The 17,633-nt window shown below is 72.9% G+C and carries 15 protein-coding genes, 3 tRNA genes and 1 pseudogene; 8 read left to right on the forward strand and 11 right to left on the reverse strand.

What is annotated here, in order from left to right; translation table 11 throughout:
• Positions 1-22 precede the first annotated feature (22 nt).
• Positions 23-841 (reverse strand): aminotransferase class IV, encoded by an 819-nt coding sequence (locus H181DRAFT_RS01605; protein ID WP_045862304.1) that lies wholly within the window; start codon positions 839-841, stop codon positions 23-25.
• Between the two features lie 361 nt (positions 842-1,202).
• On the opposite strand from H181DRAFT_RS01605, the gene H181DRAFT_RS01610 reads away from it, so the two are divergent.
• The 3 genes from H181DRAFT_RS01610 (at position 1,203) to H181DRAFT_RS01620 (ending at position 1,451) form a co-directional block, all read left to right on the forward strand.
• A tRNA-Gly gene (locus tag H181DRAFT_RS01610) sits at positions 1,203-1,275 on the forward strand.
• Positions 1,276-1,304: 29 nt separating this feature from the next.
• Positions 1,305-1,378 (forward strand) — tRNA-Cys (locus H181DRAFT_RS01615).
• Between the two features lies 1 nt (position 1,379).
• Positions 1,380-1,451: transfer RNA gene (locus H181DRAFT_RS01620), tRNA-Val, on the forward strand.
• A gap of 142 nt (positions 1,452-1,593) precedes the next feature.
• Here H181DRAFT_RS01620 and H181DRAFT_RS01625 read toward each other — a convergent pair.
• The 4 genes from H181DRAFT_RS01625 to H181DRAFT_RS01640 form a co-directional block, all read right to left on the reverse strand.
• Positions 1,594-1,911, reverse strand: a complete 318-nt coding sequence (locus tag H181DRAFT_RS01625) for a TFIIB-type zinc ribbon-containing protein (RefSeq protein WP_045862305.1) — start codon at positions 1,909-1,911, stop codon at positions 1,594-1,596.
• A 54-nt stretch (positions 1,912-1,965) separates the two neighbouring features.
• On the reverse strand, positions 1,966-2,982 hold the full coding sequence (locus H181DRAFT_RS01630) for a phosphotransferase (protein ID WP_045862548.1): 1,017 nt from the start codon (positions 2,980-2,982) through the stop codon (positions 1,966-1,968).
• A 133-nt stretch (positions 2,983-3,115) separates the two neighbouring features.
• Positions 3,116-3,646, reverse strand: coding sequence for a GNAT family N-acetyltransferase (locus H181DRAFT_RS01635; protein ID WP_045862306.1), 531 nt, complete (start codon positions 3,644-3,646; stop codon positions 3,116-3,118).
• Positions 3,643-4,875, reverse strand: a complete 1,233-nt coding sequence (locus H181DRAFT_RS01640) for an ROK family protein (RefSeq protein ID WP_045862307.1) — start codon at positions 4,873-4,875, stop codon at positions 3,643-3,645. Before H181DRAFT_RS01640 ends, H181DRAFT_RS01635 begins: the two co-directional genes overlap by 4 nt.
• A gap of 17 nt (positions 4,876-4,892) precedes the next feature.
• Here H181DRAFT_RS01640 and H181DRAFT_RS01645 point away from each other — a divergent pair, with 17 nt between their 5' ends.
• Together H181DRAFT_RS01645 and H181DRAFT_RS01650 are read left to right on the forward strand one after the other, a co-directional pair.
• A complete protein-coding gene (locus H181DRAFT_RS01645; protein WP_074467663.1) occupies positions 4,893-6,185 on the forward strand; it encodes an MFS transporter in 1,293 nt (430 codons plus the stop codon).
• 36 nt (positions 6,186-6,221) lie between these two features.
• Positions 6,222-6,695, forward strand: a complete 474-nt coding sequence (locus H181DRAFT_RS01650; protein ID WP_045862308.1) for a DUF4442 domain-containing protein — start codon at positions 6,222-6,224, stop codon at positions 6,693-6,695.
• 108 nt (positions 6,696-6,803) lie between these two features.
• On the opposite strand, the gene H181DRAFT_RS01655 is transcribed toward H181DRAFT_RS01650, so the two are convergent.
• From H181DRAFT_RS01655 to H181DRAFT_RS01665, 3 genes and pseudogenes are all read right to left on the reverse strand, one after another.
• A complete protein-coding gene (locus H181DRAFT_RS01655; RefSeq protein WP_254666673.1) occupies positions 6,804-8,927 on the reverse strand; it encodes a glycoside hydrolase family 3 N-terminal domain-containing protein in 2,124 nt (707 codons plus the stop codon).
• A 445-nt stretch (positions 8,928-9,372) separates the two neighbouring features.
• Positions 9,373-9,513 (reverse strand): annotated as a pseudogene (locus H181DRAFT_RS01660) (DNA-binding response regulator); the annotation flags it as partial.
• A 149-nt stretch (positions 9,514-9,662) separates the two neighbouring features.
• The gene (locus H181DRAFT_RS01665) at positions 9,663-10,445 is read right to left on the reverse strand and encodes a TetR/AcrR family transcriptional regulator (protein ID WP_045862309.1); all 783 of its coding nucleotides are present in this window, start codon (positions 10,443-10,445) and stop codon (positions 9,663-9,665) included.
• A gap of 204 nt (positions 10,446-10,649) precedes the next feature.
• On the opposite strand from H181DRAFT_RS01665, the gene H181DRAFT_RS01670 reads away from it, so the two are divergent.
• Entirely contained in the window at positions 10,650-11,099 is a 450-nt protein-coding gene (locus tag H181DRAFT_RS01670; protein WP_045862310.1) for a nitroreductase family deazaflavin-dependent oxidoreductase, read from the forward strand.
• 504 nt (positions 11,100-11,603) lie between these two features.
• Here the strand turns inward: H181DRAFT_RS01670 and H181DRAFT_RS01675 are convergent.
• Positions 11,604-12,986: a geranylgeranyl reductase family protein gene (locus H181DRAFT_RS01675; protein ID WP_078895410.1), complete on the reverse strand. Its 1,383-nt coding sequence runs from the start codon at positions 12,984-12,986 to the stop codon at positions 11,604-11,606.
• Between the two features lie 120 nt (positions 12,987-13,106).
• Here H181DRAFT_RS01675 and H181DRAFT_RS01680 point away from each other — a divergent pair, with 120 nt between their 5' ends.
• Positions 13,107-14,504: a dipeptidase gene (locus H181DRAFT_RS01680; RefSeq protein WP_045862311.1), complete on the forward strand. Its 1,398-nt coding sequence runs from the start codon at positions 13,107-13,109 to the stop codon at positions 14,502-14,504.
• 120 nt (positions 14,505-14,624) lie between these two features.
• On the opposite strand, the gene H181DRAFT_RS01685 is transcribed toward H181DRAFT_RS01680, so the two are convergent.
• On the reverse strand, positions 14,625-15,668 hold the full coding sequence (locus tag H181DRAFT_RS01685; protein ID WP_045862312.1) for an NUDIX hydrolase: 1,044 nt from the start codon (positions 15,666-15,668) through the stop codon (positions 14,625-14,627).
• Between the two features lie 289 nt (positions 15,669-15,957).
• Positions 15,958-16,545, reverse strand: coding sequence for a TIGR03086 family metal-binding protein (locus tag H181DRAFT_RS01690; RefSeq protein ID WP_045862313.1), 588 nt, complete (start codon positions 16,543-16,545; stop codon positions 15,958-15,960).
• Positions 16,546-16,619: 74 nt separating this feature from the next.
• Here H181DRAFT_RS01690 and H181DRAFT_RS01695 point away from each other — a divergent pair, with 74 nt between their 5' ends.
• Positions 16,620-17,546, forward strand: coding sequence for a helix-turn-helix domain-containing protein (locus H181DRAFT_RS01695; RefSeq protein WP_078895411.1), 927 nt, complete (start codon positions 16,620-16,622; stop codon positions 17,544-17,546).
• Positions 17,547-17,633 lie beyond the last annotated feature (87 nt).

The following is a 17,633-nucleotide window of genomic DNA, read 5'->3' on the forward strand; positions in this document are numbered from 1 at the left end:
GGGTTCCGGGGCGTTCGCGGGCTCACGGGTCGATGTCGGCGGCGGAGCCCTCTGCGAAGAGGCGCATCGCCTTGGCCGTCACAGGCCCCGGGCCGGGCAGTTCGCGGCCGTCGACGCGGTGCACGGCCTGGACGTCGCGGAGCGAGGAGGTCAGGAAGATCTCCTCGGCCTGCTCGAGGGCGTCCAGGGGCAGGTCGGTCTCGCGTGCTCCGGCCCACTCCGCCACGAGCGCACGGGTGATGCCCGCGAGGCACCCCGACTCCAGCGGCGGGGTGTGGAGTTGGCCGTCGAGGACGACGAAGACGTTGGTGCCGGTGCCTTCGCACAGCCTGCCGCGCGTGTTGCCGAACAGCGCCTCGCTGGCGCCGTGTTGGTGGGCGCGGGAGAGGGCGACCACGTTCTCGCCGTAGGACGTCGTCTTCAGGCCGGCGAGCGCTCCGCGTTCGTTGCGCGTCCAGGGGACCGTGATCGCCGCGGTGGAGTCGGGGCGCCGTGCGGCTTCCGCGAGGGCGACGACGAGGGTCGGCCTGGCCCCGCTCCGCTCCGACCCCAGTGGGGACGTCCCTCCGGTGTAGGTGACCCGCAGCCGGCCGAGCGCCAGGGGCTCCGCCTCGGTGACGGCCTCGCACCCGCGGCGCACCTCGTCACGATCGGGCTCCGGCAGGCCGAGGCCGCGGGCGGAGACCATGAGCCGGTCGATATGCCTGGTCAGCGCGAAGGGCCGCCCGTCAGTGACCTTGATCGTCTCGAAGACGCCGTCGCCGACCGTCAGTCCGTGGTCGAGCACGGAGACGCGCGCGCCGTCGACGTCCTGGAGCCCGCCGTCGAGCCAGATCCTCATGGGCCTCTCCTCCGTTCGCCCCGTCTTGTGCCGCGCCTCCGACGCTACCTTGAGCAGGCGAAAGCCTTCGGCTGCGCCCCCGCGGTCACCCCGACCGGGTCGATCATGGCGTGATCCCAGCGGTGGGCCGTCGGCCGGGCGCCGGCGCTGCCTCCGCGCGCTCCAGTTGTTCGGACAAGCAGTCCGGGGTCCGTCCCGCGCGGCTGCGACGGGGTGCACGGGCCGTGTTCCGGGAGGCCGCCGTCGCAGTTCTGCGGTGCGTACGAGCGTGCACGGAGGGCAAACAGAATTTGAGCTGGCACCGATATCCGCTAGAGTTCACCACGTCGCCGGGACGCGGAAGCAGAACGGACGACAACCTGCGGACGTGGCTCAGTTGGTAGAGCATCACCTTGCCAAGGTGAGGGTCGCGAGTTCGAATCTCGTCGTCCGCTCTGAGTGGGGGTTCACCGACCCCCGCCTCGGTGGAGTGGCCGAGAGGCGAGGCAACGGCCTGCAAAGCCGTCTACACGGGTTCAAATCCCGTCTCCACCTCCAAGGACGATTAGCTCAGCGGGAGAGCGCTTCCCTGACACGGAAGAGGTCACTGGTTCAATCCCAGTATCGTCCACAGCGAGATCCGAGTGCCCCGGTCGGCGACGACCGGGGCACTCGTGTCAGGGGCGTTCACGCGGTGCCGCGGGAGCTCCGGCCTCCGTCGCTCCCGGCCCCGCGCGGCTCGCGCACCGCCGTTACACGAACCGGGAAGCGGCTCATGACGAGAAGAGCATGTGCCCGAACCCCCGCTTGTGCCCGTGCCGGTGATGGCCGTGGTGACCGTGGTGCGGCGCACCCCAGGCCGGTCCCGTGGGATACGACTGCGGCGGCGACTGGGGCACGGGGCCGCCCCCTTGACCGTACGGAGCGGCCGGAGGCGGTCCGGCGGGCTGCGACCACTGCGATTCCAGGCGGGTGAGGGCCTCCAGCTCCCCGTAGTCGAGGAAGATGCCCCGGCACCCTCCGCATTGCTCGATCTGGACGCCGTTGCGGTTGAACGTCTGCATCAGGGCACCGCACTTGGGACACTGCATGGCCAACTCCCTCTCCACGAAGGTGGATTCACCAGTCTGCTCTGCGTCTACAGACTAGGTGTTCGCCCCGCGTCCCACGGTGGACGTGGTGCTGGTGCTGCCGACGTGGGCCATCCGCACGCATGCCTCGACGCATGCCGACTCCGCCTCGTCCAGCGGCCGCCCGGCGGCATGGGCCTTGACGATGCCGAGCGCGGCCGTCTGCGCGGTGAGCGTCCGGGCGGGTGCGTCCAGCAGGGGCCAGGGGTCCTGGCACTGCCCGCCGGCGGTGTGCCGGTAGGCGCCGAGGAAGAGCTCCCAGTCGGCCGGGTCCAGCAGCCCTGAGGCGTACCAGGCCGCCGGGCGGGCGAGATCCCACGCCGGATCGCCCAGCCCGAGGTCGTCGACGTCGATGAGCAGCCAACTGCCCCCGCATCGTGGGTGGCTGACCAGCTGGCCGAGGTGGAAGTCGCCGTGGCAGAGCGATCCGGCCCGTGAGGCCGGGGGCGGGGCTTCGCACCGGCACCAGGGCGGCAGCAGCGCCCAGGCGGCCTCGACGGCGTCGGCGGCCGCGGCGAGCTCCGGCGCGAGTCCGGCGGCGGAGGCCGTGCCGGTGGCGCCGCCCTCGCCGGTGGCGCGTGCCGCGCGCAGACGCCGCATCGCCCGGGTCGCCTTCGCGGGGCCTCGCATCGCCGGTACGGGGGCGGGCAGATCTCCCGCCAGGTCTTCGGGCCGTACGGCGTGCAGCCTGGCGAGGAGGACTCCGGCCGCCTCCCAGGGGACGGCGTCGGGCGCGTCCGGGCTGACGGGCGTGCCGCGCGGCCAGAGCGTGGCGAGCCGTCCGCCGGGCAGACGCCGTGGACGCGGGACGCCTCGACCGGCGCCGATCGGCGGGAGCAGTATGCCGGTCAGGCGCGGGTGGGACGCGATACCCAAGCGTACGGTCAACTCCCCGTCGCTCCCGGGGTGTTCGCCACTTTCTTGATCGTCCTGGTGTGCCGGGGCGCCAGGGCCCGCTGGTGGCGGCGGATGGGCCTTGGCGACGACTGTGCCCACGCCGACCACGGTGCCGTCGGAACGGTCGGCCAGCACGTCCGCTTCCTCAGCGGCCGTCCCCTCCGGATCCCCGGCCTCACCCGCCGCGCGGGCGAAAGCGCGGAGTTGGTCGATGAGCGTCGCCGCCACGGCTTCTCCCCCTCGTCTGCCGTCGATGCGGCCGCACGGTTCAGTGCGCCGTCAGGGGACGGCGCATGCAGACACGCGGCCAGCGGTCCAGGCCGGCGAGGGCTTCCTCCTCCCGGATCCGCAGCAGGCCGGGCGTCAGCTCCCGTTGTTCCAGCGCGCGGAAGCCGAGGCGCTCGTAGTAGGGGGCGTTCCAGGGGACCCGGGTGAAGGTGGAGAGCGTGACGGCGGGGATCCCGGCCGCTTCCGCACACTTCGCCACATGCTCGATGAGTGCCTGCCCGATGCGCTGCCGCGCGTGGTCGGGATGGACGGAGATCTGCTCGATGTGCGCGTTGCCGTCCACGGGTTCGACAAGGGCGTAGGCGACGGGACGGTCGTCCGGGACGGCGGCCGCGACCCACAGCCCGCCGCCGCGGCGGAAGCGGCGCAGCACGGCGAGAGCAGGCGGGGCGTCGTCGGCGACGAGGTCCATGCCCAGTTCCCGGAAAGGGCGGCCGGCGGCGCGTTCGATCTCCTGAAGGTCCCGCAGGTCCTCCTCGCGGCCGGGCCTGATCGAGATCGCCGCCGTCATGACGCCAGAGCTCCGAGCGGGTCGTCGAGCACGGGCTGCCAGGCCAGTTCCGCGGCTCCGACGAGGCTGTTGTGCTGCAGCGAGCTGGGAAGCACCGGGACGCTCCCGCTCCTCCCCCACAGGCTGCGGTCGGCGATCACGGCACGCAGATGCTCGCCCTCGGCTTCAAGGAGGGCACGGTGCAGACCGCCGAGGATGACGCGGTCGGGGTTGAGGATGTTCACCAGCCCCGCGATACCCAGACCCAGTCGCTCGTTGAGCGTGTGCACGGCGGTACGCACGGCGGGGTCCGACTCGTAGTCGGTGCGGATCAGCTCCTTGGCCTGCTTCAGCAGGGAGACCTCGGGGCCGGGTTCCCTTCCGGCCGCTTCCAGGAGCGCGAGCGGGTCGGTCTCCACGTCCAGGCATCCCCGGCTGCCGCAGTGGCACGGCCGTCCACCGGGATCGACGGTGAGGTGCCCGACCTCCAGAGCCAGGCCCGAACTCCCGGTGTGGAGGCGGCCGTCGAGCACCAGGGCGCCGCCGACACCGCGGTGGCCGGTGCCGACGACGAGAAGGTGCTCGGCTCCCCGGCCGGCGCCGTGGCGGTGTTCCGCGAGGGCGGCGAGGTTGATGTCGTTGGCCGCGTAGCCCCGTGCCGCCGTCTCGCCTGCGATGCCGGGGATGCGTGCCCGCGCCAGGCTGCGCGTGAAGATCTCCCGTACCGGGGCGCCCGCCTCCCACGCCAGGTGCAGCGGGTTGAGGGCCGTCCCCTCGGGCTCGGCGACGGCGGAGGGCACCGCCAGGCCCGCTCCCAGGCACCGGCGCCCGGTCTCCTTCAGCAGGCCGGCGCCCGCTTCGACGACCTCGCGCAGGACGTGCGCGGGATCGGCGGACGCCGTTCCCGCCCCGGGGGCCGTGGCGATGAGCCGTCCGCCGAGTCCGACGAGTGCCGCGCGGAAGCCGTCGGCGTGCACCTGTGCGGCGAGTACGACGGGCCCGTCGCCGTTGACGGAGAGGCGGTGCGAGGGGCGTCCCTGGGTGCCGGACGCGGCGCCCGGGCTGGAGTCGACCGTGATCAGGCCCAGCGTCTCCAGTTCGGCCGCGACCGCTCCCGCTGTCGCCCTGGTGACGCCGAGTTCGGCGGTCAGAACGGCGCGTGTGGGCGCCCTTCCCGTGTGGACGAGTTCCAGTGCCGGGCCGAGGGCGCTGCGGCCTCTCTCCAGTTTGCTTGTACGCGTCGGGGTCACCCCTCTATTCTCGCTTTGTGCCGACACTGAACAAAATACGGTCGGCGCTCGCCGGCGCGAAGGGGCGCCAAACCGGTTCCCGGGATGCTTCGGCGTCCGGGACCCCGGCAGCCCTGCCTCGCCTCCGCGCAGCGCTCACCGCCTTCTTCGCCGTCGACGGATTCCTCTTCGCCGGCTGGGTGGTGCGCATCCCGGCGATCAAGGAGCAGACCGGCGCCTCCCCCAGCGCGCTGGGGCTCGCGCTGCTCGGCGTCTCCGCCGGGGGCGTGATCACCATGATGCTCACCGGACGGCTCTGCGACCGCTTCGGGAGCCGCACCGTGACCGTCGCGGCGGCAGTGCTGCTGTCGGCCGGTGTGGCGCTCCCCCCGCTCACCCACTCCGTCCTCGCCCTCGGTCTCGTCCTCGCCGTGTTCGGGGCAGCCTACGGGGCGTTGAACGTCGCGATGAACGCCGCGGCGGTCGACCTGATCGCCGCACTGGGTCGTCCCGTCATGCCCGGTTTCCACGCGGCGTTCAGCCTCGGCGGCATGCTCGGCGCGGGCATGGGCGGCCTCGTGGCGGGCCACTGGGGTCCCGCCCGCCATCTGCTGGCGCTCACCGCGCTGGGTCTGTGCGTGACCGCCGCGGCCGGACGGGCCCTGCTGAGGCAGCCGAGCCCCGCGGCACCGCCCGGCGACGGGAGGACCCGGGCGGCGGCATCGGCGGGCCCCGGCGGCGCCGGTCCGGCCGAGGCGCCGGGACCGGCAGGGAAGCGTTCCGCGAGCACCCGGCGCCTGGTGCTGGTCATGGGCCTGATCGCGCTGTGCACCGCGTACGGCGAGGGGGCACTGGCCGACTGGAGCGCCCTGCACCTGGCCGAGGACCTCGGAGCGGGCGCGGCTCTCGCAGCGGCCGGGTACTCCGTCTTCGCGCTGGCGATGACCGTCGGACGGCTGACGGGGACGGCTCTGCTCGAACGACTGGGCCAGCGCCGCCTGTTGACGGCGGGAGGGCTCAGCGCGGGAGCGGGGATGACGCTCGGCGCCCTGGCGCCGTGGACGTGGGCGGCACTGGCCGGATTCGTGATCACGGGACTGGGCCTGGCCAACCTCTTCCCCGTGGCGGTCGCGCACGCCGGGGCGCTCGCGGGGCCCCGCGGCGTGGCCGCCGCCTCGACCCTGGGGTACGGCGGCATGCTCGTCGGCCCCGTCGCCATCGGATTCCTCGCCGAGTGGATCTCCCTGCCGGTGGCGCTCACGACGGTCGCCCTGCTCGCGGCAGTGGCCGGAGCGGTCGCCTGGGGGGTTCGGGGCGCCGCCGGGCACTGAGTTACCCGCCAGTACGCACCGTGGTAGCTTCCCCGTATGCCCAAGCTCGCCAAGCTGATCTCCACACCCCGCGGTCTGCGCCGCGCACTGGCCTGGTGGCCGCCCTACCGCTGCGCGGGGATCAAGGTCGTGCACATCGCGGACGACTGGAGCAGCGCCCGCATCCGCTTGCGGCTCGGAACGCTCAACCGCAACTACTTCGGCACCCACTTCGGCGGTTCGCTGTACTCCATGAGCGACCCCTTCTGGGTGCTGCTGGCCGTCAACCGGCTGGGACGCGACTACGTCGTGTGGGACAAGACCGGCGAGATCGAATTCGTCTCCCCGGGCCGCGGCACCGTCTACAGCGAGTTCCGGCTGAGCGAGGCCAGAGTCGCGGAGATACGGCAGGCGACGGCGGACGGCTCCAAGGCCCTTCCCTGGTTCGAGTCGACCGTGACCGCGGCCGACGGCACGGTCGTGGCACGCGTACGCAAGCAGCTGTACGTGCGCCGGAAGCCGGGCCGTTAGCGGGCAGGGGCGGACGGAGGGGCCTGGGCCGGGCGCCGGGAACGCGGTGGCGGCGCCGCGCTGTTCACGCCCCGGTCCGGTCGGGGGTGAACAGCGCGGCCCACCGTCTCAGGTGAGCGTCAGCGTCGTGCGCAGTTCCGCCTCCGAGCTGCCGCCCGCGTAGATCTCGAACTCGCCCGGCTCGACGAGCAGTTCGCCTCGCGGGTCGTTGGTGTGGAAGCCGAGGTCCGCTGCTCCGAGTTCGAAGGTGACGGTCCGGCGCTCGCCCCGTTCGAGCGTCATCCGCTCGAATCCCCGCAGGCGCCTTACGGGTTGGGCGAGGCTGGCGACCTTGTCACGGACGTACAGCTGGGCCGTTTCGTCGCCCTTACGGTCACCGGTGTTCTCGACCGTCACGGAGACCGTGACCGTGGCACGTCCTTCCCGTATCGCCTGGGCGCTCACGCTCTTCTCGCTCAACTCCAGGCCGGAGAAGCGGAAAGTGGTGTAGCTCAGGCCGTACCCGAACGGGAACAGCGGGCCGTGGGGCAGGTCGAGGTACTTGGAGGTGTAGGGGTCGTCCGGGGCGTAGGGGCGTCCGGTGTTCTCGTGCCCGTAGTACACGGCGGTCTGGCCCACTGCCCGGGGCAGCGTGGCGGGGAGCTTGCCGCCGGGAGCCACGTCGCCGAAGAGCAGGTCCGCCACCGCGTTGCCCCCCTCGATGCCGGGATGCCAGGCGTAGAGGAGCGCCGGGGCCTCCTCGGCGACGCCGGAGAGCGCCAGGGGCCGCCCCGCGAGCACCACGACGGCGAACGGCTTGCCGGTCTCCGCGACCCGGCGGATCAGCTCCTCCTGCACGCCGGGCAGCCCGATGTCGCTGCGAACCGCCGCCTCACCGCTGTGACCTGCCTTCTCCCCCACGACGACGACCGCGGCGTCCGACGCCTCCACCGCAGCCACCGCTTCGGCGAGCCCGCCCGTGCCGCTGCCGGTGACGTCGCAGCCGCGCGAGAACGTCACCTTCGCGCCGGGAGCCGCCTTCTCGATCCCCTCCAGTACGGAGACGGCGGGGAACATCCTGGATCCCGGACCCGCCCAAGTGCCGTGCAGTTCCTTGGTGTCGTCGCCCAGGGGGCCGACGACGGCCAGGGAGGGCGTGTCCTTGCTCAAGGGCAGGGTGCGGTCGTCGTTCTTGAGCAGGACGGCGCAGGACGCCGCCGTCTCCCGTGCGTGACGGCGGGCCGCCGCGGTGGGTTCGGCGATCTGCCCGTCCTCGTCGGTGTAGGGGTTCTCGAAGAGCCCGAGCCGCACCTTGACGCGGAGGATGCGGGCGACGGCGTCGTCCAGGCGCCGCTGGTCGATCTTGCCCGCTTCGAGGAGCTCCTTGCCGTGCTCGGCGTAGGTCGTGCTGACCATCTCCATGTCGACTCCGGCGCCCAGCGCGAGGCGTGCCGCGTCGGCGCCGTCCGCGGCGACGCCGTGCGGGATCAGCTCCTGGACGCCGTTGTAGTCGCCGACGACGAAGCCGTCGAAGCCCAGCTCCTCGTGGAGGATGCGGGTGAGCGTGTGCGGATTGGCGTGCGCGGGCACACCGTTGACCGTGTTGAAGGCCGCCATCACGGTGGCGACACCGGCGTCCACCGCGGCCTTGAACGGCGGCAAAGCCACGTCCCTGAGGCGCCGTTCGGAGATGTCGACGGTGTTGTAGTCCCGGCCGCCCTCGGGGAAGCCGTAGCCCACGAAGTGCTTGACGCACGCGGCCAGCCGTCCGTCCGCCGCGTAGTCCTCGCCCTGGTAGCCCCGCACCTTGGCCGCGGCCAACTGCGCGGTCAGGTACGGGTCTTCGCCGTTGCCCTCGGCGACCCTGCCCCAGCGCGGCTCGTGGCTGACGTCCGCCATCGGTGCGAAGGTCCAGTGCACGCCCCAGGAGGCGGCCTCCCGTGCGCTCACCTCGGCGTCGCGCATGACGACCTCGGGGTCGAAGCTGGCGCCCTGGGCGAGCGGCACGGGGAACGTCGTCAGGTAACCGTGGATGACGTCGAGGCCGAAGATCAGCGGAATGCCCAGGCGGGACTCCTCGACGGCGTGCCGCTGGAGGGCGTTGCACTCCTTGGCGCCGGTGATGTTGAGGACGGAGCCCAGCCGTCCTTCGGCCGCGGCCTCGGTGGCCTGCTCGTTCTGTCCTTCGCCGGGACCGGTGTCGGGATTCCAGGTCAGCTGCTGGAGCTGCCCGAACTTCTCCTCGACGGTCATCCGTGCCAGCAGCTCGCGGACGCGCTGCTCGGTCCGCTCGTGGCTCTCGGCGCTCAGGGCGGCGGCCGCCCGGGGCGCGGGGCCTCCGCCGGCGGCAACCTCTCCGGTGGCGGGAGCGTCCGCCGCGGGAGTGGCCGTGAGCGGTGGGACGGACGCGGACGTCGCGAGAGCTGCGGCACCCGCGGATGCCCTGGACACACTGCGACGGCTGAGGTTTTCGGCCACTCGATGGCTCCTTCGACGGACGTGACGACCGGTGCACCGGCCGCCTGGCCGTACGGGGCGCGGGGCCCCGGCCACACTGACGGCGGATGCATCGAGAGCAACGTGCCCAGAAAATTGGAAGCGCATACATTTCTTTCCCGCCGATGTCAGCGCCGCGCACAGGGGCCGAGTGCACCCCCTCCCGCCCCGGCGACGCCCGAAGGGCCGGGCGCGAGCCGCGTCAGCCGAGTCGGCCGGGACGGACCAGCCCCGATTCGCAGGCGGGGACGACCAGTTGGGCGCGGTCGGTCGCGGACACCCGGCTCTTGACCATGGCGCGGCCGGCATGGGTTCCGGCGGTCAGCGGCGAGACCACGAGGCGGCACAGGTGGGCGGGGCTGCGGCGCGGTCAGTGCGTGGGGAACCCGGCCCGGTCCAGCCCGGTCCGGTCCGGTCCGGTCGAGCCCGGTCCGGGCAGAAGCATCGACCCGGGCGGTGGCGTCCGGGCGGGAGGGCTGGACCGGACGCCGCTCAGACGAGGCCCGCCACCCTGGCCAGGCCCACCACCGCGTGATCGAAGAACTCGTCTCTCGCCGCGATGACGCCCTCGAACTGGCCGAACAGCTCAAAGCTCAGCAGACCGAACAACTGGGCCCAGACGGCTGCCAGTTGGGCCATGGCCGCGGCAGGGAGAGCCACGTCGAGCCGCTCCGTCAAGTCGTGGGTGTCGGCCAGGACGGGCGCGGGCGCAGCGGGAAGGGGCACGGACGCGTCAGGCTCCGGGCCGACGTGTGCGGCGGGGATGCCTGCGCCTGGGCCTGCACCGAGGTCTTCCGTTTCGCCGGGGACGCGCAGCGCGCCGGCCGCATGAGCGTCCGCCGCGATGGTGATGAGGGCCAGGGCCGCCCGTGCCGCGGGACCTGTGGTGGTCTCGGGCGCCGCGTAGCCCGGCACGGGCGAGCCGTAGATGAGGGCGTACTCGTGCGGGTGGTCGAGAGCCCATCCGCGGACGGCGCGGCATACCGCCTGCCAGCGGGCGAGGTGGGCGTCGCCCTGCTCGGCCGAGTGAGCGAGGGCCGACTCCGCGGCGGCGCCCAGCGCGTCGTAGGAATCGGTGATCAGTGCGGTGAGCAGGTCGTCCCGGTTCGGGAAGTAGCGGTAGAGCGCCGAGGAGACCATGCCCAACTCGCGCGCCACGGCGCGCAGGGAGAGCTTGGCCGCGCCGTGTGCCGCGAGCTGCCGGCGCGCCTCGTCCTTGATGGCTGTGGTGATCTCACCGCGTGCCCGCTCCCGCGCGCCCTGGATCTTGGTCATGGGGGTCAGTGTGCCAGCTCGACGGAGCACTGACCAAGAACGAGAGCACTGCTCTTGTTTTAGTGCACCGCCCGTGCAACACTGCTCTTGAATGAGAGCGCTGCTCTCGAATCGGTTCAGTGCTTCGCCGGCCCGGGCCGGCTCGGCCCACTCCACTCAGACGTCAGCCGCCGCCACCGGCAGCCACGCACGAAGGAAACCGCCATGACCACCGCCCACTTCGTCAAGCCGGACGGCTTCACGCGCAAGGTCCTCAACCCCACCGTCGCCTGGCTGGCCCGGCGGAACGTGAGCCTCGCGGGCTCCCGCGTCCTCGCCGTCCGCGGCCGCAAGACCGGCGAGTGGCGCACCACCCCCGTCAACCCGCTCCCTCTCGACGGCGAGCGGTACCTGGTCGCTCCCCGCGGCCACGTGCAGTGGACGCACAACATGCGTGCCGCGGGCGGGGGCGAGCTACGCAAGGGCAAGAGCGTCGAGACCTTCCGGGCCGTCGAGCTCCCCGACGAGGAGAAGCCCGCGGTGCTGCGCGCCTACATCAAGAAGTGGAGCTGGGAGGTCGGCGCGTTCTTCAAGGGGCTCAGCGCCGAGTCGTCGGACGCCGAACTCCTCGCCGCGGCCCCGAAGTACCCCGTCTTCCGCATCACCGCGGACTAGCGTCTCCCCTCGGATCTCCGTGGATCGGGCCGCGGCGTCAGACGCGGCACATCGCAAGGCGGAGGATCGTCCTCGTACTGGGGTTCCCCATGCCGAAGGCCAGGGGCGTACTCGGACGACCCGGCAATTCAGGGAGGTGCCGCAGCTGACGCCTCGGACCTGCGGAGATCCAGACGAGAGGCCCCAAGGCATCCGGGGACGCCGGCACCGGAACGAAAGGCGGCCCAGCGGCAGGCCCGGCCCGGCGACGCGCGGAACCGTACGCCGGCCCACCCTGCGGGCGGAGGCCGTCCCCGCAGGCTCGGCGCGGCGGGGGGCGAGATCCCCGACGGTGCGTCAACAGAAGGCGCAGCGCCCTCGGGCGCCTACCCCGGGGCACCGCGAGACGGCGCCCCGCACCCGGTGCGCCGGGGTGCCGGGCTACCGGGGTGCCGAGCCCCGGGCTGAAGAACCTCCGCCTACCGGGCTACCGGGCCACCGAGCCCCGGGCTGAAGGACCTCCGACTACCGGTCCAGCGTCTCCAGGGCCCGCCGTGCCACCGTGTTCGTCCGTACCACCTCGGCCAGCGACGTCGCTCCTCGCGCGAACCGTGCGAAGACGTTCCACGCCGGACGGAACCCCGTGAGCGCCGCGTGGAGCATTCCGGGGCGGCGGGCGAAGACGTTGAGCATCCGCCGTCCCACGCCCATCTCCACACCCAGTCCCGCCTTGATGGCGAACGCGTAGTTCAGCGCCTGCCGCCGGGCCTCCACCGCGTCGTGCGCCTCGGCGACGCGCACCGCCCACTCCCCGGCCAGCCGTCCGGAACGCAGGGCGAAGGAGATGCCTTCCCGGGTCCACGGTTCGAGCAGCCCGGCCGCGTCCCCGCAGACCAGCACCCGGCCGCGGGAGAGCGGAGAGTCCTCGGCACGGCAACGGGTCAAGTGGCCCGAGGAGATGTGGGGTTCGAAGCCGGCGAGCCCGAGCCGTCCCACGAAGTCCTCCAAGTACCGCTTGGTCGCGGCTCCTTCACCGCGTGCCGAGATGACGCCGACGGTGAGGGTGTCGCCCTTGGGGAAGACCCAGCCGTAACTGCCGGGCAGGGGGCCCCAGTCGATCAGCACCCGGCCCGCCCAGTCCTCCGCGACGCTCTCGGGGACCGGTACCTCCGCCTCCAGGCCGAGGTCGACCTGCTCCATCTTCACGCCGACATGTGCCCCTATCCGGCTGGCACTTCCGTCCGCTCCGACCACCGCGCGGGCCAGTACCGGCCGCTCCTCACCGGACAGGACGACGGCCACCGTGCGGCGGTCCGGCACCGCCGGCCCGTGCTGCTCGACGCGCGAGACGCTCACGCCCGTGCGCACGGTGGCGCCGGCCTTGACGGCGTGCTCCACCAGCCTGTGGTCCAGGTCCGAGCGGTTGACCAGCCCGAAGAGCATGTGCCGGGAACGACGGGTGCGGGCCATGCGGCCGTTGAGCGAGAAGGTGACCGCGTGCACGCGGTCCCGCAGGGGGAGTTCGAAGCCGGGTGGCAGCGCGTCGCGCGAGGGGCCGATGATGCCGCCGCCGCACGTCTTGTAGCGGGGCAGCTCTGCCTTCTCCAGCAGCAGCACCCGGCGTCCCGCGACCGCCGCCGCGTACGCGGCCGAGGCACCGGCGGGCCCCGCACCGACGACGACCACGTCCCAGACGGGTTCATCCCGGAAGGGTTCGTCGCCGCCGTCCGGACCGGTTGCCGCGTCCGTGCTCCGCGCGTCCAGGCCGCCTTCCGGTGCGGTCTCCCCGGAGCCCGGGACCTCCTCCGCGCGCCCGTCCCCGCCCCGGCCCTCTGCCCCGGCTGCGTCCTCGCTGCTCACGATGTCCTTCCGCTCCGCTCGACCTCGTCTTTGCGTTGCCGACCGCATCCTACGGCTCGGCCCCGGCGCGTCCCCCTGTGGGAGGATCGGCTGTGACTTCCGGTGCGCGTGCGCCCCACACGGACGGCGCATCCGGGAGTCCGACGCCGCCCCCACAAGGAGCCTTCCATGACACTCACGCCGGCCCCCGGTGCCGACGAACACGCCGCGTACACCGACGCTGTCGCCGCCACCGTCGCCTCTCTCATGCCGCAGGCCAGGGCGGAGCTGGCCGAGCTGGTGGCGTTCCGCTCGGTGGCCGACGCGGCGCAGTTCCCGGTCAGCGAGTGCGAGGGCGCCGCGAGCTGGGTCGCCGCCACGCTGCGTCGGGAAGGCTTCCAGGACGTCGCCCTCCTCGACACCCCCGACGGCACGCAGAGCGTCTACGGGATGGTCCCGGGCCCGAAGGGCGCCCCCACGGTGCTGCTCTACGCGCACTACGACGTGCAGCCGCCGCTGGACGAATCCGCTTGGGAGACACCGCCGTTCGAGCTCACGGAACGGAACGGACGCTGGTACGGGCGAGGCGCCGCGGACTGCAAGGGCGGCGTCGTCATGCATCTGCTGGCGCTGCGTGCGCTGCGCGCCCAGGGCGAGTTGCCCGTCACCGTGAAGTTCATCGCGGAGGGCTCCGAGGAGCAGGGCACCGGGGGTCTGCAGCAATACGCGGAGGCGCACCCGGAGTTGCTGGCGGCCGACACGATCGTCATCGGGGACACGGGCAACTTCCGCGTGGGCCTTCCGACCGTCACCGCGTCGCTGCGCGGCATGGCGATGCTGCACGTCCGGGTGGACACACTCGAAGGCAACCTGCACTCCGGCCAGTTCGGAGGTGCGGCACCCGACGCGCTGGCCGCTCTGGTCCGCATGCTCGACTCCGTCCGGGACGCCGAGGGCAACACCGTCATCGACGGCATGGACGTGGATGCCGGATGGGACGGCCTGGAGTACCCGGCCGACGACTTCCGCAGGGACGCCCGTGTCCTGGACGGGGTGCGGCTGACGGGTTCGGGGAGCGTCGCCGAGAGCATCTGGGCACGCCCGTCCGTGACGGTGCTGGGAATCGACTGCCCCTCGGTGGCCACGGCCACCGCCTCCGTGCAGGCGAGCGCACGGGCGGCGGTGAGCCTGCGGGTGCCGCCGGGTATGGACACCGTGAAGGCGACGTCGCTTCTCGTCTCCCATCTGGAGGCGCACGTGCCGTGGGGCGCCCGGGTCTCCATCGAAGTGGCGGGCCAGGGACAGCCGTTCAGCGCCGACACGTCGAGCCCGGCGTACCGGGCGATGGCCGAGGCGATGCGGGCCGCCTACGACGGCGAGGAGATGCAGATCGCGGGACAGGGCGGCTCCATCCCGCTGTGCGACACGCTCGCCTCGCTGTATCCGCGGGCGGAGATCCTGCTCATCGGCCTGAGCGAGCCGGAGGCGCAGATCCACGCGGTCAACGAGAGCGTCTCCCCCGAGGAGCTGGAGCGGCTGTCCGTCGCGGAGGCGCTGTTCCTGCTGAGGTACGCGCAGCGCGTCTGAGCAGCCCGCCGCTGAAGGCGGCGCTGCGGGCGGGGCGGCGCTCCGCGAGGCGAGGGCCCTTCGGGGCGGTGCGGGCAACGGCTGCGCACCGCCCCGAAGGGCGCCTGCGTGCGGCGGCCGTTACCCGGCGGCCCGGCTTGCCGCGCCGCCGACCGGGATTCCGGCCTCCAGGTAGAGCGGATGCCCCCTCTCGCGGGCACGCAGCGCCCCCTTGAGGCGCTCCAGGTGCGCGGGCGGGAGGAGTTCGGCCGCCTGCTCCTCGGTGACGAACCGCCACGCCCTCAACTCGGCGCTGGGCAGCAGCAGTTGACGTATCTGGTCGGCGGAGAGCGACCCGCCGTCGAAGAGGAGTCGCAGTCCGCCGTAGGCAGGCGGCTTCGGAGGTTCCCAGTCGGCGACGAGCAGACTGGGATCGGGGCGCAGCTGAAGGCCCAACTCCTCGGCCACCTCGCGGACTCCGGCCCCCGCGGGCGCCTCTCCGGGCTCGACGACGCCGCCGGGGAACTCCCAGCACGGCTTGTAGGTGGGGTCGACGAGCAGCACCCGCCCCTGCTCGTCGAAGAGGAGGACACCCGCCGCGACGGTCTCGGCCGTCGGCTCCGGCGTCTGGACGATGTCCAGGCTGCCGGCGCCTTCGCCCAGCGCGCCGGCGACGCGTTCGGCGGTCTGGCGGGGCGTGAGGCCGGAGGTCTCCACGGTGTGGGCGTCCTCGCCGAGCCAGCCGAGTGCGGCCCGGTAAGCGGGGAGTTGCTCCCTGCACCAGACCGTGTCCGACTGGCCGTCCGTGTACGTGCGTTGCTCCAGGCGGGCCCGAAGGATCGTTTCGTCCGCATGGAGCAGCACGTGCTGGACCGGAATGCGGCGGGCGGCGAGCGCGCCGAATATCTCGTCCCGGTAGTCCTGCCGCAGCAGGGTCATCGGAACGATCAGAGGGCCCGGGACCTCCGTGAGGAGCGCGGCAGCAGTGTCGGCCACCAGCCGCCGCCAGGACGGGAGTTGCTGGTAGTCGTCGATCTGGGCGAGGCGCTCCTTGGGGAGCATGCATCTCAGTCCGGCACCGATGAGCTCCGGTTCGCAGAGCATGCTTCCCGGAAGCAGGTCCGCCAGTTCGTGCGCCACGGTGGTCTTGCCCGCGCCATAGGCGCCGTTGAGCCACACGATCACGATCGGTTCCCCCTCATCCGTCGCCCCCCGTTTCACGCTGCCCGTTCCACCCTGCCACGGAAACGCGCGGGGGCGGCGCCGTCGCAAAAGGCGGGCGCACGCGGCGGATTCCCCTACGGTGCGTGCGGAGAACCGGGGCCGCACGGGGAGCCTTTGGGAATGATGTGAGGACGATCGTCGGGAATGTGACGCCGGAAACGTGACGCCTGAAACGTGGCGCCTGGAACGTGGCGTCGGCGGTGGGCGGCCGGCAGGGCAGGACCGTGAGAGCCGGCCGGAGCCACCGGGCTCACTGAGCGGCAGGCGCCCGCCATGCGGGATCGCGCCCGGTGAGGGCGAGCAGCTTGTCGAAGGCGGGAGCGTCCGCGCCGACCGGTACGGGCTCCGCGAACACGTTCATCTTCCGCCCCGTGGGCGCCAGCGCCGCCAGGCCCTCCCGCAGCACGGGCAGGCTCGGCTCGTACGGCACGAAGTCCTGCCCCGTCGCGCACGCCAGGTCCCAGGCATGCAACGTCAGGTCGCCCAGCACCATCTCTCCCACGGTGCGCTGCGGCAGGCCCATGCCCTGCGAGGTCCCCTCCAGCGTTCCCGGCTGCGACCAGGCCGTCACGAGAAGTCCGGTCTCCCGCCCGAACCGCTCCCTCCAGGCCTCGTCCCAGAGGTGGTCGGGGGTCGTGGAGAAGTCGGCTGTGCCCTTCGCGGCGAGTGCCTGGAAGCTGATCACGACGTGGAAGAGGTGGTTGAGCAGATCCCGCACGTCGTACTCGGAGCAGGGCGTGGCGGAGCCGAGGTCGGACTCCTTCACGCCGCGCACCACGGGCTCCGCACGCTCGGCGGCGCCCCGCAGCAGATCGGTGAGGTCGTACGTGTTCGTCATGCCCGGAACGCTACGGCGGTCCGCCCGCCGCGGGCTTGAAGAAATGCGACACCGCCGGGCATAGGATCGCTGTCATGGCAGGTGGGAACGGCCGGGGAGGCCCGGTGCCGCCGGGACCGGGGCGGTACGGGCCGGACGGGCCGCGCGCCGACACCAGGGGCATCCTCGACGCCGCGGAGCTCTTCTCCCGCGTCCGCTTCCGGCGCCGCCCGGCCGCCGACGCGCTGCGCCCCTATGTCGAGCACTACTGGCTGATCGACTGGGAGCTGGAGGAGCCCTACGTCTCCCAGCTCGTGCCGCATCCGTCGGTGAACCTCGTCTTCCACCGCTACGGCGGCGAGCCGCCCGCCGCGGAGGTGGCCGGGGTGGGGCTCGGGCTCTTCTCCATCACACTGCGGGAGACGGGCCGCGTGTGCGGCGTGCAGTTCCGCCCCGGCGGGTTCCGGCCCTTCCTGCCCGCGCGGGGCGGGACTCCCGGCCAGGGTGACGTCGCCGCGCTGACGGGCCGGAGCCTGCCCTTTCCGGAGGTCTTCCCCGACGCCGGGGAGGGGGCGGCGGCCCGGGTCGTCCCGCCGGAGGAGGAGGACGAGAGGGTCGCGGCCCTGGACTCCCTGCTGCTGCGCTTCGGCCCGTCACCCGACCCGGCCGCCGAGCGTGCCATGGCGCTGGCCCACCGCGTACGCACCGACCGCGGCATCACCCGCGTCGAGCAACTCGCCCGCGAGGGCGGCCTGTCGGTGCGGGCGCTGCAGCGGCTGTTCGCCTCGTGCGTCGGCGTCAGCCCGAAGTGGGTGATCCTGCGCTACCGGATCCACGAGGCGCTGGAGGCCGCGGGTTCGCAGCGGGCCACCGACTGGGCACGGCTGGCGGCCGAACTGGGCTACAGCGATCAGGCCCATCTCGTACGGGACTTCACACGCACCGTGGGCCTGCCGCCGACGGACTACGCCCGGGCGGTCGCCCGTGCCGCGGCCGGGTCACCGGGGCCGCCCGCCGGGTGACGGCGCGGCCAGGTCGCCATGAGCCCCGCGCGAGTCGCAGCCCCGCGTAAGCCCCTTCGGAGCACCGGCGCGACGGCCCTCAGCAGC

Source organism: Streptomyces sp. WMMB 714 (assembly GCF_900090125.1).
In the GTDB taxonomy this organism is placed as follows: domain Bacteria; phylum Actinomycetota; class Actinomycetes; order Streptomycetales; family Streptomycetaceae; genus Streptomyces; species Streptomyces daqingensis.

Coding starts and splice junctions, on each gene's coding strand:
- H181DRAFT_RS01605 (WP_045862304.1), bottom strand. CDS start 841: ATGAGGATCTGGCTCGACGGCGGGCTCCAGGACGTCGACGGCGCGCGC.
- H181DRAFT_RS01625 (WP_045862305.1), bottom strand. CDS start 1,911: ATGCAGTGTCCCAAGTGCGGTGCCCTGATGCAGACGTTCAACCGCAAC.
- H181DRAFT_RS01635 (WP_045862306.1), bottom strand. CDS start 3,646: ATGACGGCGGCGATCTCGATCAGGCCCGGCCGCGAGGAGGACCTGCGG.
- H181DRAFT_RS01650 (WP_045862308.1), top strand. CDS start 6,222: ATGCCCAAGCTCGCCAAGCTGATCTCCACACCCCGCGGTCTGCGCCGC.
- H181DRAFT_RS01655 (WP_254666673.1), bottom strand. CDS start 8,927: ATGACCGTCGAGGAGAAGTTCGGGCAGCTCCAGCAGCTGACCTGGAAT.
- H181DRAFT_RS01665 (WP_045862309.1), bottom strand. CDS start 10,445: ATGACCAAGATCCAGGGCGCGCGGGAGCGGGCACGCGGTGAGATCACC.
- H181DRAFT_RS01670 (WP_045862310.1), top strand. CDS start 10,650: ATGACCACCGCCCACTTCGTCAAGCCGGACGGCTTCACGCGCAAGGTC.
- H181DRAFT_RS01675 (WP_078895410.1), bottom strand. CDS start 12,986: ATGCGGTCGGCAACGCAAAGACGAGGTCGAGCGGAGCGGAAGGACATC.
- H181DRAFT_RS01680 (WP_045862311.1), top strand. CDS start 13,107: ATGACACTCACGCCGGCCCCCGGTGCCGACGAACACGCCGCGTACACC.
- H181DRAFT_RS01690 (WP_045862313.1), bottom strand. CDS start 16,545: ATGACGAACACGTACGACCTCACCGATCTGCTGCGGGGCGCCGCCGAG.
- H181DRAFT_RS01695 (WP_078895411.1), top strand. CDS start 16,620: ATGGCAGGTGGGAACGGCCGGGGAGGCCCGGTGCCGCCGGGACCGGGG.